Origin of the sequence: Streptomyces sp. NPDC002232, from assembly GCF_042890295.1 — a bacterium.
Taxonomy (GTDB): Bacteria; Actinomycetota; Actinomycetes; order Streptomycetales; family Streptomycetaceae; genus Streptomyces.
Window position 1 is genome coordinate 208,815 of the sequence record NZ_JBIARV010000008.1, and the last position, 13,740, is coordinate 222,554.

Consider the following 13,740-nt stretch of genomic DNA (forward strand, 5'->3'; position numbering starts at 1 on the left):
CGGCACTCATGGCCCTCGTACGATCGTGGTCATGAGTGCCAAGGACGCCCCGCCGCCGCTGCCCGAACCCCTCCTCGTGGAGGTCGCGGACTCGCACACCCACATGGACCTCCAGTCCGGGACCGTCGAGGAGGCCCTCGTCAAGGCCGCCGCCGTCGGCGTGACCACGGTCGTCCAGGTCGGCTGCGACGTGAAGGGCTCGCGGTGGGCCGCCGAGACGGCCGCCGCCCACGCGAACGTGCACGCCGTCGTCGCCCTGCACCCGAACGAGGCGCCCCGGATCGTGCTCGGCGACCCCGACGGCTGGTCCCGCCAGGGCGCCCGGCAGGGCGGCGGTGACGCGGCCCTCGACGACGCCCTCACCGAGATCGACCGGCTCGCCGCCCTCCCGCACGTCCGCGGGGTCGGCGAGACCGGGCTCGACTTCTTCCGCACGGGACCCGAGGGCGTCGCCGCGCAGGAGCGTTCCTTCCGCGCCCACATCGAGATCGCCAAGCGCCACGGCAAGGCCCTCGTCATCCACGACCGCGAGGCCCACGCCGACGTGCTGCGCGTCCTGGACGAGGAGGGCGCCCCCGAGCGGACCGTCTTCCACTGCTACTCCGGCGACGCCGCCATGGCCGAGATCTGCGCCGCCAAGGGCTACTACATGTCCTTCGCCGGCAACGTCACCTTCAAGAACGCCCAGCCGCTGCGGGACGCGCTCGCGGTCGCCCCGCTGGAGCTCGTCCTCGTCGAGACCGACGCCCCCTACCTCACCCCCGCCCCCTTCCGGGGCCGCCCCAACGCCCCCTACCTGATCCCGGTCACCGTCCGGGCGATGGCCGAGGTCCGCGGCATCGGGGAGGACGAGCTGGCCGGGGCCATCGCCGTGAACACGGCCCGCGCCTTCGACTACTGAACATAACGGTTACGTATCGTAGCCGGGTCGATCGGCTGGGTGACGGCGGCCGGGGCTAGGGTCCCGGCCTCGTGAGCACTTCCCAGGGCAGTCACCGAGCAGGACGGCGGGGCGCGGCCGCGACCCTGCCCGTGCACGAGCAGCCGACCCAGGCGGCGCCCCTCGTCCTGCCACCGGTCACCGAGGTGTCCCTGCCCGGGCAGGGCTCCCGGGCCGGGGCCCGCCGGGCCGCCCGCCGCCGCAGGGCCGCGGGCGGCGCCGGGTCCGCCGCCGAAGGGCTGCGCAGGCTCGTCCCGCAGGCCCTCGTCGTCGCCTTCCTCGCCGGCGGCACCAGCGCCTTCGTCGCCGACGACAAGGCCGTCGAACTCTCCGTCGACGGCGTCCCCCGCACCCTCCACACCTTCGCCGACGACGTGCGCGAGCTCCTCGCCGACGAGGGCGTCCCCGTCGGCGCGCACGACATCGTCGCCCCGGGACCCGGCGAGGCCCTGGCCGACGGCGACGAGATCGTCGTCCGGTACGGGCGGCCGGTCTCCCTCACCCTCGACGGGCAGCGCCGCCAGGTCTGGACGACCGCCGGGACCGTCGAGGGAGCGCTGCGCCAGCTCGGGGTCCGCGCCGAGGGCGCCTATCTGTCCGCCTCGCGCGGCGCGGCCATCTCCCGTCAGGGCCTCGCCCTCGACGTCCGCACCGAGCGGGCCGTCACCTTCCTCGCCGACGGCCGCGAGCGGACCGTCCGCACGAACGCCGCCACCGTCCGGGAAGCCCTCGCCGAGGCCGGGATCACGCTCTCCGGGCAGGACACCACCTCCGTCCCCGCCGACTCCTTCCCCCGCGACGGCCAGACCGTGAACGTGCTGCGGATCACCGGCTCCCGGCAGGTGCGGGAGGAGTCCGTCCCGTACGCCGTCCGGCGCGTCCGCGACCCCGGGCTGTTCGCCGGCACGGAGGTCGTCGAGCAGCAGGGCGCCCCGGGCGTCCGCCGCGTCACGTACAGCCTGCGCACCGTCAACGGCGTCGCGCAGCGCCCGCGCAGGACCGGCGAGGAGATCGTCCGCGAGCCCGTCGCCCGCACGGTGCGGATCGGCACCCGCCCGCTGCCCACCTCCGTCGCCGGCGCCGACGGCCTGGACTGGGGCGCGCTCGCCGCCTGCGAGTCCGGCGGCCGCCCGAACGCGGTCGACCCCTCGGGGACGTACGGCGGGCTCTACCAGTTCGACCCCGGCACCTGGCACTCCCTCGGTGGCACCGGCACCGCCCAGGACGCGCCCGCCGCCGAGCAGACCTTCCGCGCGAAGAAGCTCTACGTGCAGCGCGGGGCGAGCCCGTGGCCCCACTGCGGCCGCAGGCTCCTCCGGTGAGCCCGCCGACGACCCCCGGCCGTACCGGGGCCCCGTAGGCTGTACCGGTGAGCACCACCACCGGCCCCGAAAGCCCCGACGCCCTCCTCGGCCCCGCCGACATCCGTGAGCTGGCCGCCGCCCTCGGCGTGCGCCCCACGAAGCAGAAGGGCCAGAACTTCGTCATCGACGCCAACACCGTCCGGCGGATCGTCCGCACGGCCGAGGTGCGGCCCGAGGACGTGGTCGTGGAGGTGGGTCCCGGACTCGGCTCCCTCACCCTGGCCCTCCTGGAGGCCGCCGACCGCGTGACGGCCGTCGAGATCGACGACGTGCTCGCCGCCGCGCTGCCCGCCACCATCGCCGCCCGGATGCCGGCCCGCGCCGACCGCTTCGCGCTCGTCCACTCCGACGCGATGCACGTCGAGGAGCTGCCGGGCCCGGAGCCGACCGCGCTCGTCGCGAACCTGCCCTACAACGTGGCCGTGCCCGTCCTGCTCCACATGCTGGAGCGGTTCCCGACCATCGAGCGGACCCTCGTCATGGTCCAGGCCGAGGTCGCCGACCGGCTCGCCGCGAAGCCCGGCAACAAGGTCTACGGCGTCCCCTCCGTCAAGGCCAACTGGTACGCCGAGGTCAAGCGCGCCGGGTCCATCGGCCGCAACGTCTTCTGGCCCGCGCCGAACGTCGACTCCGGCCTCGTCTCCCTCGTCCGCCGCACCGAGCCGCTCGCGACCACCGCGACCCGGCAGGAGGTCTTCGCGGTCGTCGACGCGGCCTTCGCACAGCGCCGCAAGACCCTGCGCGCCGCCCTCGCCACCTGGGCGGGCTCGCCCGCGGCGGCCGAGGAGGCCCTGGTGAAGGCCGGGATCTCGCCGCAGGCGCGCGGCGAGTCGCTGACCGTCGAGGAGTTCGCGCGGATCGCGGAGGCGAAGGCATGAGCGGCGTCACCGTACGCGTCCCCGCCAAGGTCAACGTCCAGCTCGCGGTCGGCGCGGCCCGCCCCGACGGCTTCCACGACCTGGCGAACGTCTTCCTCGCCGTCTCCCTCCACGACGAGGTCACGGCGACCCCCGCCGAAGGCCTCACGATCACCTGCGAGGGCCCGGACGCCGACCAGGTGCCGCTGGACCGCACCAACCTGGCCGCGCGCGCGGCCCTGCTGCTCGCCGCCCGGCACGGCATCTCCCCGGACGTGCACCTGCACATCGCGAAGGACATCCCGGTCGCCGGCGGCATGGCCGGCGGCAGCGCCGACGGCGCGGGCGCGCTGCTCGCCTGCGACGCGCTCTGGGGCCTGGACACGCCCCGCGACGTGCTCCTGGAGATCTGCGCCGAGCTCGGCTCGGACGTGCCCTTCAGCCTGGTCGGCGGCGCGGCGCTCGGCACCGGGCGCGGCGAGAGGCTGACGGAGCTGCCCGTCGGCGGCACCTTCCACTGGGTGTTCGCCGTCGCCGACGGCGGGCTCTCGACCCCGGCGGTGTACGGCGAGTTCGACCGGCTCGCGGAGGGCACCGAGATCCCCGGGCCGGCCGCCTCCCCGGCCCTCCTGGAGGCCCTGCGCACCGGGGACACCGCCGCCCTCGCGGGCACCCTCGCCAACGACCTCCAGGCCCCGGCGCTCTCCCTGCGGCCCTCGCTCGCCGCGACCCTGGCGGCCGGCACGGCGGCGGGCGCGCTCGCGGCCCTGGTCTCCGGCTCGGGCCCGACCACGGCGTTCCTGGTGAAGGACGCGGAGGCGGCGGAGGCCGTCGCCGCCGCCCTCGTCGCCTCCGGCACCTGCCGCACGGCCCGCACCACGACGTCCCCTGCGGCGGGCGCGGTCGTCGTCTAGAGCTTGTTCCTGGTGATCCTGGCCAGCAGGAGGTTCGGCTCCGGGGCCACGGTCGCGTAGTAGGCCGCGCCGGGGACGTAGAGCGTCTTCGCGCGGACCGCGACCGAGGTCGGGTTGACGAGGCCGTCGGCGCCGGTGAGGACGGTCCGGTGCGTGCCGTCGGCGCGGACCAGCTCCAGCCTGCTGTCCAGGATCAGCGCGGCCAGGGCCGTGTCGCCGTGCCCGGTGAAGGTGAAGTCGTCGATCCCGGTCAGCCCGGTCGCCCTGGTCTCCACCGGTCCGGCCGTCCGGTCCTCCGCGAAGGGGATCCGCAGCAGCGTCGAGTGCGCGGAGTTGGACACCCAGACGGCACCGTCGTGGAGCTTGAGGCCGTTGGCGCCGAAGGGGAGCGCCGCGGTCGGCGCCAGGGCCGTCCCCTCCGCCCAGACCGAGGGCGCGCCCCCGCCCAGCGGGACGCTCCACACCGCGCCGCGCGCCGAGTCGGCGGCGTACAGCGTGCCGTGCTCCTCGTCCAGGTCGAGCCCGTTGGGCAGGGAGCCGGCCGGCAGCTGCGCGATCCGCTCGGGCGCGCCGCCGCCGGGACGGACGCGCCAGACGCCGGTCTCCGCGGTGCCGGTGGCGTAGTTGACGTAGAGGGTGCCGTCGTGGGCGCGCGCGATGCCGGTGACGACCGCCGCGCCGAGGCTCGGGGTCTTCGGGTCGGCGACCGGGGGCAGCGTCGCGAGGACGGTCCTCGCGCCCGCCTTGGTGACCCGGACGACCTGCCGGGCGTACGCGAAGGTCAGGACGGCCGAGCCGTCGGGCTCCAGGGCGATGTTCTCCGGGGTCTGCCCGACGGCGAAGTCGAAGCGGGCGACGACGCGGGGGCCGGAGACGGCCGGTTCACCGGTCGGCGCGGGGCCGGCGGCGAGGGCGCCGAGGGCGGCGGTGGCGACGGCGACGGCGGCCAGGCGTGGGTGTCGGGGCACGGGACTCTCCTCGGGGTGGCGGACGCCCCGGGCCGGTGGGACGGCACCCGGGGCGGTGGGTGACTCCGAGGAGAGGCTGTCGGGTCGGCGGCGGGGGAGCGGCGCAGCCGGGGCCGCGAGGTCGCCCGCGTGGCCGAGGGCATGCGGCCGGTGGGGGAGCGGGGGGCGTCCGCTGGGCCGGTACCGGGGCGCTGGTCCGGGTTGCTGGTGGGGCCGGGTGCCGGGTGCCGGGCTGCCGGTCGAGCCGGGGCGCCCGCCGGGCCGGTATGGGGCCGCTGATCGAGCCGGGGTGCCCGCCGGGACGGTCCTCGTCCGCCGGTCGAGCCGGGGTGCCCGCCGGGCCGGTCCTCGTCCGCCGGTCGAGCCGGGGCGTCCGCCGGGCCCGTACTCAGCCGGCGGTTGAGTATCCGCGCCCTGACGGACCGCCGTGCGGGCGCGGGACCGTGGCCGTATGGGAAGCCGTACGAGAACCAGCGCGCGTGAGCTCGCCGCCGCCACCCCGGCGACGCGGGACCGGTACGTCGATCTGCTGCGGGTGGCCTCGCTCGCGGTCGTGGTCCTCGGCCACTGGCTGATGGCGGCCGTCACCGCCGACGGGCAGGTCGGGAACCTGCTCGCGGCCGTACCGGAACTCCAGGCGGTGACCTGGGTGTTCCAGGTGATGCCGGTGTTCTTCTTCGTCGGCGGCTTCTCGCACGCCCTCGCCCACCGCTCGCGTCCCCGGTACGCGGCCTTCCTGCGGGCCCGGCTCCAGCGGCTGCTGCGGCCGACGATGGTGTTCGTCGGGGTGTGGGGCGCGGCGGCGCTGGTGCTCCAGCTGTCCGGCGCCGACGGGGGGCTCACCGGGGTCGCGCTGCGGCTCGTCGCCCAGCCGCTCTGGTTCATCGGGATCTACCTGGCGATGGTGGCGTTCACGCCGCCGCTGCTGCGGCTGCACGAGCGCTGGGGCTGGGGCGCGTTCGCGGCGCTCGCGGGCGGGGCGGTCGCCGTGGACGTGCTGCGGTTCGCGGTCGGCGTGCCGTACGTCGAGTTCCTGAACTTCGCGTGTGTGTGGCTCGCCGTCCACCAGCTCGGCTTCCTCCGCGCCGACGGCAGGATCCGCCGCCCGGCGCTGCTCGCCGGGGCGGGTCTCGTCGGCGCGACCGCGCTCGTGGCCCTCGGGCCGTATCCGCTGTCGATGGTGGGCATGCCCGGCGAGAAGGTGTCGAACATGGCACCGCCGACCCTCGCGCTGCTCTGCCACGGGCTGTGGCTGGTCGGGGCGGTCGAGCTGCTGAGGGGCCCGGGCGCGCGGCTGGTCGCCCGCGCCGGGGTGTGGCGGGCGGTGGTCGCCGCCAACGGGATCGCGATGACCGCGTTCCTCTGGCACCTGACGGCCATGCTCGGCGTGTACGGGGCGCTCCTCGGGATCGGCGCGGAGCTCCCGGCCCCGGCCTCGGGCGCCTGGTGGGCGCAGGTCCCGCCGCGGTTCGCGGCGGCCGGCCTGCTCACGGCCCTGCTCGTCGCCGTCTTCCGCCGCTTCGAGGCCCCGGTCCCGGCGGCCCCGGTCCGCGACGGGGGCGACGGGCTCGCGGCCCTCGGGATCGCGCTCGCCCTGTCCGGGGTGCTCGGCCTCTCCCTGACGGGCTTCGCCGGGCTCCTCGAAGGGCACGCGGCGACCCTGATCGCGGTCCCCGTCACGGCCCCGGCGGCGGTCGGCCTGGCCCTGGCGGGGTGGCTGCTGGTGGAACGGGCGGGCCGGGTCAGACGCTGACGACGGTCGCCCGGCCCGCGCGGAGGGTCATCAGGTCCTCCGGACGCGAGGTCAGCACGGTGACGGGGCCGGGCGCGGCGAGGGCCGTCGCGGCGACCGTCGCGTCGACGGCGTACCGGTGCCACTTCCGGGTGGGCCCGCTCATGCTCCTCGTGCCACCGCTCATGCCACCCGGGGGAGGGGCCTGCGCGGCGACGTACCCTAGGACGTCGATCGATCCCCCGTACAGGAGTCAACGTGGCCGTCAACCTGGTCAATGTCGAGGCCGTCAGCAAGGTGTACGGCACCCGTGCCCTGCTCGACGGGGTCTCGCTCGGGGTCTCCGAGGGGGACCGGATCGGGGTCGTCGGCCGCAACGGTGACGGCAAGACCACCCTCATCCGGATGCTCGCCAAGCTGGAGGAGGCCGACACCGGCCGGGTCACCCACAGCGGCGGGCTCCGGCTCGGGGTGCTCACCCAGCACGACTCCCTCGACTCCGAGGCCACCATCCGGCACGAGGTCATCGGCGTCATGGCCGACCACGAGTGGGCGGGCAGCGCCAAGATCCGCGACGTGCTCACCGGGCTCTTCGGCGGGCTCGACCTGCCCGGCTTCGAGAAGGGCCTCGACACCGTCATCGGCCCGCTCTCCGGCGGCGAGCGGCGGCGCATCGCGCTCGCCAAGCTCCTCATCGAGGACCAGGACCTGATCGTCCTCGACGAGCCCACCAACCACCTCGACGTCGAGGGCATCTCCTGGCTCGCCCAGCACCTCCAGGAGCGCCGTTCCGCGCTCGTCTGCGTCACCCACGACCGGTGGTTCCTCGACCAGGTCTGCACCCGCATGTGGGACGTGCAGCGCGGTGACGTGCACGAGTACGAGGGCGGCTACTCCGACTACGTCTTCGCCCGTGCCGAGCGCGAGCGGATCGCCGCCACGGAGGAGGCCAAGCGGCAGAACCTGATGCGCAAGGAGCTCGCCTGGCTGCGGCGCGGCGCCCCCGCCCGCACCTCCAAGCCCCGCTACCGCATCGAGGCCGCGAACGAACTCATCGCCGACGTGCCGCCGCCGCGCGACACCTCCGAGCTGATGAAGTTCGCCAACGCCCGCCTCGGCAGGACCGTCTTCGACCTGGAGGACGTGTCCGTCACCGCCGGTCCCAAGGAGCTGCTCAAGCACCTCACCTGGCAGCTCGGCCCCGGCGACCGCATCGGCCTCGTCGGCGTCAACGGCGCGGGCAAGACCTCACTCCTGCGGGCGCTCACCGAAGCGGCCGTCAGCCAGGGCGAGAAGCAGCCCGCCGCCGGCCGGATCGTCGTCGGCAAGACCGTCCGGCTCGCCTACCTCTCGCAGGACGTCACCGAGCTCCCCGCCACGCTGCGCGTCCTGGAGGCCGTGCAGCAGATCCGCGACCGGGTGGACCTCGGCAAGGGCCGCGAGATGACCGCCGGTCAGCTCTGCGAGCAGTTCGGCTTCAGCAAGGAGAAGCAGTGGACGCCCGTCGGCGACCTCTCCGGCGGTGAGCGCCGCCGCCTCCAGCTGCTGCGCCTGCTGATGGACGAGCCGAACGTCCTCTTCCTCGACGAGCCCACCAACGACCTCGACATCGAGACCCTGACCCAGCTGGAGGACCTCCTCGACGGCTGGCCGGGCTCCATGATCGTCATCTCCCACGACCGGTTCTTCATCGAGCGCACCACGGACCGGACGTTCGCCCTGCTCGGAGACAAGACCCTGCGGATGCTGCCGCGCGGCATCGACGAGTACCTGGAGCGCCGCCGGACCATGATCGAGGCGTCGGCCCCGACGCCCGCCGCCGCGCCCACGCAGCAGAGGCCGGGCGTCTCCGCGGCCGACGCCCGCGCGGCCAAGAAGGAGCTCCAGAAGGTCGAGCGGCAGCTCGACAAGGTCTCCGACAAGGAGGCGAAGCTGCACGCCCAGATCGCCGACAACGCCACGGACTTCGAGAAGGTGGCGAAGCTCGACGCGGAGCTGCGCGCCCTCGCCGGGGAGCGCGAGGAGCTGGAGATGCGGTGGCTGGAGCTGGCCGAGGACGCGTAGGTCTGGCCCGTCGGGGCGCATAACGAGGGCATCACAGGCCGGTCCTCCCTTGGGTACAAGGGGAGGACCGGTCGCTTTTGCGCCATGGCGTGAGTGGTAGAAAGAAAACCCGTTCACGTCAAGGGGGAAACGCTGATGACCCAGCCGCCCAGCAACCAGCCGCCGGGGGGCTTCGGAGCCCCCCAGGACCCGAACCAGTCCCCGGACCAGGCCCCGGGCCCGGACCTCTCCAAGGGCCCGGACGTCCCGCCGGTGCCGCCGGCCCCGCCGCAGGCGCCGCCCGTCCCGCCGCAGGCGCCCGCCGCGCCGCCCGCCCCGCAGTCCCCGCCGCCCTCGGCACCGGGACCGTACGGCCAGGCGCCGCAGGCCGGTTACGGCTACCCGCAGCAGCCGGGCCAGCAGCCGGGGCAGCAGCCGGGCCAGCCCGGTCAGCCCCCGCAGTCGGGGCCGTACGGTCAGCCGGGCCAGGCGCCGCAGCCGGGGCCGTACGGTCAGCCCGGTCCGTACGGGCAGCCCGCGCCGCAGCCCTACGGCTACCCGCAGCAGGGCCAGCCGGGCCAGCCCGGTCCGTACGGGCAGCAGCAGAACCCCTACGGCGGCTACCCGACCCAGCCGATGTACCAGGGCGCCCCCACCCCGCCCCAGACGCCCGGTGGCGGCGGTCCGTTCAAGGGCCGCACCGGCATCGTCGCCGGTGTCGCCGCCGCGGCCGTCCTGGTCGCCGCCGTCACGACCTGGGCCGTCGTCGGCGGGGACGACGACAAGGACCCGGTGGCCCAGCCCACCGCCACCGCCAGCTCCTCCGCCCCGAAGCCCACCGAGTCGGTGGACCAGGGCGACGGCTCGGGCGACGGGGACAAGGGCGAGGACGACCTCAACGCGGGCCGCCAGGCCGGCGAGGCGAAGGTCGGCTGGCTGCTCAAGAACACCGTGGACCTGCCCCGCAACGGCTCCGACGTCTTCGGCCCCTGGATCGTCGGCGACACCGTCGTCAAGGCGATGTACAAGGGCGTCGACGGCTACGGCCTCGCCGACGGCAAGCCCAAGTGGCACGTGGACCTGCCGTTCGAGCTGTGCGCGGTGCCGCCGGAGCCCGCCGCGGACGGCTCCATGGTCTTCGGCTACGCCGAGAGCGCCAAGGACGGCGCCAAGTGCACCCAGCTCCAGAAGATCGACCTCAAGACCGGCAAGCCCGGCTGGAAGAAGGCCGTCCCGAAGGCCACGGGCCTCTTCGCCTTCTCCGACAACACCCTGGCCATCAGCGGCAACACGGTCACCGCCGCCGGTTCCAGCAGCGCGTACGGCTTCTCGCTCGCCGACGGCCACCAGCTCTTCAAGGGCGCCGACACCGGCTGCAAGCCCTTCGCGTACGCGGGCGGCAGCAAGCTGATCGCCGCCCTGGACTGCCCCTCGGGCAGCACCAGCAAGAAGACCCAGGCGGTCGCCCAGGTCGACCCCACCACCGGCAAGCCGAAGTTCACCTTCAAGCTGGAGGCGAACTGGGAGGTCGACAAGGTCTACTCGGTCGATCCGCTGGTCGTCTCGGCCACCCAGCGCGAGCAGAAGAAGTGGACCATCTTCGCGCTCGACGCCAACGGCAGGCTCCGCTCGACGATCCAGGGCGGCAGCGACAAGTTCGCGCCCTCCTGCGGCGGCAGCTTCGTCATCTTCGGCAAGAACCTCCAGGGCTGCACGGGTGTCGCCGCCGACGCGAACACCTTCTACATGGCCACCGACACCGGTTACGGCAAGGCCAACGAGGTCGTCGCCTTCGACCTGGCGACGGGCAAGGCCAAGTGGCGCTCCAAGGCCCCCGGCGACCAGTCGATGACGCCGCTGCGCATGGACGGCGGGCAGGTCCTGGTGTACGTGGACCCGTCGTACGACAAGGGCGGCGCCGTCGCCGCCATCGCCCCGACCGGCGGCGCGCCGAAGATCCTGCTCCAGCACCCCGCCTCGACCGCCCAGATCGAGAGCAGCTTCTACAGTGCGGGCTTCGCCTACGGCGGCGGGAGCTTCGTGGTGGCGGCGGGACGTGTGTCGGCGTCCAACGACAAGGACGAGATGCAGGTCAAGACGATGATGGCCTTCAGCAAGTGAGGTACACGGACCGATGACGCAGCCACCCCCGCCGCCGAACCAACCCCCGGACCCGCAGGGCGGCTTCGGCGCCCCGACGCCCCCGCAGCCGGAGCCGGGCTACGGCTACCCGGCGCAGCCGCCGGCCCAGCCCGAGCCGGGCTACGGCTACCCGCAGCAGCCGCCGGCCCAGCCGGAGCCCGGTTACGGCTACCCGCAGCAGCCGCCGGCGCAGCCCGAGCCCGGTTACGGCTATCCGCAGCAGCCGCCGGCCCAGCCCGGTCAGGGCTACGGCCAGCCGCCGCAGCAGCCGTACGGCTATCCCGGCGCGCCGCCGCAGCAGCAGCCCCCGTACGGCTACCCGACCCAGCCGCAGCAGCCCCAGTACGGCTACCAGCAGCCCGTCGCCACCCCTCCGGCGACGGGCCGGGGGAAGCTGTCGGCGCAGCTCCAGATCGTCATCGCGGCGGCCGTCGCCGTCGTCCTGATCATCGGCGCGGGCATCTGGTACGCCAACTCCGGCGGTGACGGCGGCGGCGACCAGGCCAAGGGCTCGGGCGGCACCTCGCAGGGCTCCACGACCGGCGGCGGCGCCACCGGCGGCAACGGCCTGGGCGGCGGCGGCAAGGAGAAGGCACCGGCCGACACCAAGTCGACGATGACCTTCCAGGTCCCCGTGCCGAAGGTCGCGGACGTCACCGACGTGTCCGGCTCCTGGATCACCGACAAGGCGTTCGTGAAGCCGGGCGTGAACTCGGTGGTGGGCTACGACCTGGACAAGGGCACCGTCCTGTGGACGCTGCCGCTGACCGGCCAGGTCTGCGGCGCCTCGCGCCACGTCACCGCGGACAACAAGGTGCCGATCCTCTTCGAGGCCACCAAGCGCGTCGCGCCGCGCTACTACCAGCCGTGCACCGAGGTCGGCGTGGTCGACCTGAACACCGGGAAGCTGCTCTGGTCCACCTCGGTCACCGGCGGCTCGGCCGGCGACCAGAAGGCGCGGTTCAGCGAGGTCACGCTCAGCGGGGCGACGGTCGCGGCCGGCGGCACCGACGGAGGCGCCGCCTTCGACCTGGCCAACGGCAACCCGCGCTGGAAGCCGCAGGCCAACGACCAGAACTGCTACGACATGGGCTACGGCGGCGGCGAGGGTCTCGTCGCGGTCCGCAAGTGCGGCTCGTACGACAGCCCGAGCCTGCTGATCCAGAACCTCAACCCGACGACGGGCGCCCCGCTCTCGCAGTACAAGATGCCGGCCGGCGCGAAGTACGCCTCGGTCGTCTCCACCAAGCCGCTGGTCGTCGCGGCCGACGTCGGCGAGACCGCCGGTGACGGCAGCGGCATCTCGGACTACTTCTCCCTCGACGAGAAGACCGGGAAGCTGAAGGCGAAGATCACGGCGGACGCGGACCAGTACGGGGGCCGCTGCCGCGCCACCGAGGTCGAGTCGTGCACCCAGGTCCTCGTCGGCAACGGCCGGCTGTACGTGCCGACCGAGGAGCACGAGGGCAGCACCGGCGAGTACGGCGACGAGACCAACGAGATCATCGCCTTCGACCTGGCCACCGGGCGCACCGTGCCGGAGAAGGCCGACGCCGGGGACAAGTACAGCTTCGTCCCGCTGCGGATGGACGGCGGCAACCTCATCGCCTACAAGGCCCCGCCCTACGACCAGGGCGGCCGGATCGTCTCGGTCGACGGCGGCACGATGAAGGAGACGCTCCTCCTGGAGAACCCGGCGAACAAGACGATCCACAGCGCGGAGAGCAGCTTCAGCCTGAACGGCGCCGAGCTCCTCTACCGCGACGGCCGGTTCTTCCTCTCGAAGACGCTCGTCAGCAAGCCGCGGGAGAACCCCTCTCCCAACGACATCAAGGAGCACCTGGTGGTCTCCTTCTCCGTCGGGCACTGACGACCCGTCACGCGGCCGTGGGCCCTTCCGGTGATCCGGAGGGGCCCACGCGCATGTCGGCGGCCGGGGCGGGGGAGCGTGTAGCTTGCCGGGTCAGGCCGACGGGGCGTCCGGACGGCCGGGAGGAGGGGGGATGACCGGGATGGGCGTACGCCTGGTGGTGGTGGACGACCACCGGCTGCTCGCGGAGGCGCTCGCCTCGGCGCTGAAGCTGCGCGGGCACCGGGTGCTCGCCGCGGCCGCGCCGGTGGCGGGGGCCGCGGAGCTGGTGGTGGGCCGGGCGCCGGAGGTCTGTCTCGTGGGCACGGCGACGCCGGACGCGCCGGGCACCTTCGACCCGGTCGTACGGATCAAGCGGGAGCGGCCGCAGGTGGCCGTGGTGGTGCTCGGCCCGGTGCCGTCGCCGCGCGGGATCGCGGCGGCGTTCGCCGCCGGGGCCTCGGGGTACGTCCGCCACGACGAGCGCATCGAGGGCGTCGAGCGCGCCCTGGTGAAGGCGCGGGCGGGGGAGACGGCGGTGGCGCCGCAGCTGCTCCAGGGGGCCTTCGCGGAGCTGCTCCACCCCTCGGCGCAGCCGGAGGACGAGGCCCAGCGGCTGCTCCGGCTGCTCACCCACCGGGAGGTGGAGGTCCTGGTGCGGGTCGCGGAGGGCGAGGACACGCGGCTGATCGCGGCGGGGATGGGAATCGCGCCGAGTACGGCGCGGACGCACGTGCAGCGGGTCCTGATGAAGCTGGAGGTCGGTTCGCGCCTGGAGGCGGCGGCGCTCGCGGCCCGTACGGGGCTGCTGGACCGGGCGGTGCCGGGGCAGCGCGGCTCCCTCTGAGGCGTCTTCGCGAAGCCCCCGGGCGCGGGGGCGGGTTCACCCTTGACCGGCATGTTCGAATGTGGTTTTTTGTGCGTGGTTCTG

At 74.4% G+C, this 13,740-nt stretch carries 10 protein-coding genes and 1 pseudogene; 9 read left to right on the forward strand and 2 right to left on the reverse strand.

Annotated elements, in window-relative coordinates:
• Nucleotides 1–31: 31 nt before the first annotated feature.
• The 4 genes from ACFYXU_RS34835 to ACFYXU_RS34850 all read left to right on the forward strand — a co-directional run bounded on the left by ACFYXU_RS34835 (nucleotide 32) and on the right by ACFYXU_RS34850 (nucleotide 4,075).
• Nucleotides 32–901: a TatD family hydrolase gene (locus tag ACFYXU_RS34835; protein WP_376508290.1), complete on the forward strand. Its 870-nt coding sequence runs from the start codon at nucleotides 32–34 to the stop codon at nucleotides 899–901.
• A 71-nt stretch (nucleotides 902–972) separates the two neighbouring features.
• The gene (locus ACFYXU_RS34840) at nucleotides 973–2,262 is read left to right on the forward strand and encodes a ubiquitin-like domain-containing protein (RefSeq protein WP_376508289.1); all 1,290 of its coding nucleotides are present in this window, start codon (nucleotides 973–975) and stop codon (nucleotides 2,260–2,262) included.
• 47 nt (nucleotides 2,263–2,309) lie between these two features.
• Nucleotides 2,310–3,182, forward strand: coding sequence for a 16S rRNA (adenine(1518)-N(6)/adenine(1519)-N(6))-dimethyltransferase RsmA (rsmA, locus tag ACFYXU_RS34845; protein ID WP_389461605.1), 873 nt, complete (start codon nucleotides 2,310–2,312; stop codon nucleotides 3,180–3,182).
• Entirely contained in the window at nucleotides 3,179–4,075 is an 897-nt protein-coding gene (locus ACFYXU_RS34850) for a 4-(cytidine 5'-diphospho)-2-C-methyl-D-erythritol kinase (protein WP_389461607.1), read from the forward strand. The genes rsmA and ACFYXU_RS34850 overlap by 4 nt, the downstream gene beginning before the upstream one ends.
• On the opposite strand, the gene ACFYXU_RS34855 is transcribed toward ACFYXU_RS34850, so the two are convergent.
• Nucleotides 4,072–5,043, reverse strand: coding sequence for a hypothetical protein (locus ACFYXU_RS34855; protein WP_389461609.1), 972 nt, complete (start codon nucleotides 5,041–5,043; stop codon nucleotides 4,072–4,074). The two genes, ACFYXU_RS34850 and ACFYXU_RS34855, sit on opposite strands and share 4 nt — an antisense overlap.
• Before the next feature lie 451 nt (nucleotides 5,044–5,494).
• On the opposite strand from ACFYXU_RS34855, the gene ACFYXU_RS34860 reads away from it, so the two are divergent.
• Complete coding sequence (locus ACFYXU_RS34860; protein ID WP_389461611.1) at nucleotides 5,495–6,796, forward strand: acyltransferase; 1,302 nt, start codon at nucleotides 5,495–5,497, stop codon at nucleotides 6,794–6,796.
• Here the strand turns inward: ACFYXU_RS34860 and ACFYXU_RS34865 are convergent.
• Nucleotides 6,786–6,917: pseudogene (locus tag ACFYXU_RS34865) on the reverse strand (DNA-binding protein); the annotation flags it as partial. The gene ACFYXU_RS34860 and the pseudogene ACFYXU_RS34865 overlap by 11 nt on opposite strands.
• A gap of 116 nt (nucleotides 6,918–7,033) precedes the next feature.
• On the opposite strand from ACFYXU_RS34865, the gene ACFYXU_RS34870 reads away from it, so the two are divergent.
• From ACFYXU_RS34870 to ACFYXU_RS34885, 4 genes are all read left to right on the forward strand, one after another.
• On the forward strand, nucleotides 7,034–8,839 hold the full coding sequence (locus ACFYXU_RS34870; protein WP_389461613.1) for an ABC-F family ATP-binding cassette domain-containing protein: 1,806 nt from the start codon (nucleotides 7,034–7,036) through the stop codon (nucleotides 8,837–8,839).
• A gap of 135 nt (nucleotides 8,840–8,974) precedes the next feature.
• Complete coding sequence (locus ACFYXU_RS34875; RefSeq protein ID WP_389461615.1) at nucleotides 8,975–10,939, forward strand: PQQ-binding-like beta-propeller repeat protein; 1,965 nt, start codon at nucleotides 8,975–8,977, stop codon at nucleotides 10,937–10,939.
• Nucleotides 10,940–10,952: 13 nt separating this feature from the next.
• Nucleotides 10,953–12,830, forward strand: a complete 1,878-nt coding sequence (locus ACFYXU_RS34880) for a PQQ-binding-like beta-propeller repeat protein (protein ID WP_389408809.1) — start codon at nucleotides 10,953–10,955, stop codon at nucleotides 12,828–12,830.
• Between the two features lie 142 nt (nucleotides 12,831–12,972).
• A complete protein-coding gene (locus ACFYXU_RS34885; RefSeq protein ID WP_376508368.1) occupies nucleotides 12,973–13,656 on the forward strand; it encodes a LuxR C-terminal-related transcriptional regulator in 684 nt (227 codons plus the stop codon).
• Nucleotides 13,657–13,740 lie beyond the last annotated feature (84 nt).

What these genes read in the sequence shown, in the direction of transcription:
- ACFYXU_RS34860 (WP_389461611.1), top strand. Translation starts at nt 5,495, where the DNA reads ATGGGAAGCCGTACGAGAACCAGCGCGCGTGAGCTCGCCGCCGCCACC.
- ACFYXU_RS34850 (WP_389461607.1), top strand. Translation starts at nt 3,179, where the DNA reads ATGAGCGGCGTCACCGTACGCGTCCCCGCCAAGGTCAACGTCCAGCTC.
- ACFYXU_RS34885 (WP_376508368.1), top strand. Translation starts at nt 12,973, where the DNA reads ATGGGCGTACGCCTGGTGGTGGTGGACGACCACCGGCTGCTCGCGGAG.
- ACFYXU_RS34875 (WP_389461615.1), top strand. Translation starts at nt 8,975, where the DNA reads ATGACCCAGCCGCCCAGCAACCAGCCGCCGGGGGGCTTCGGAGCCCCC.
- ACFYXU_RS34835 (WP_376508290.1), top strand. Translation starts at nt 32, where the DNA reads ATGAGTGCCAAGGACGCCCCGCCGCCGCTGCCCGAACCCCTCCTCGTG.
- ACFYXU_RS34880 (WP_389408809.1), top strand. Translation starts at nt 10,953, where the DNA reads ATGACGCAGCCACCCCCGCCGCCGAACCAACCCCCGGACCCGCAGGGC.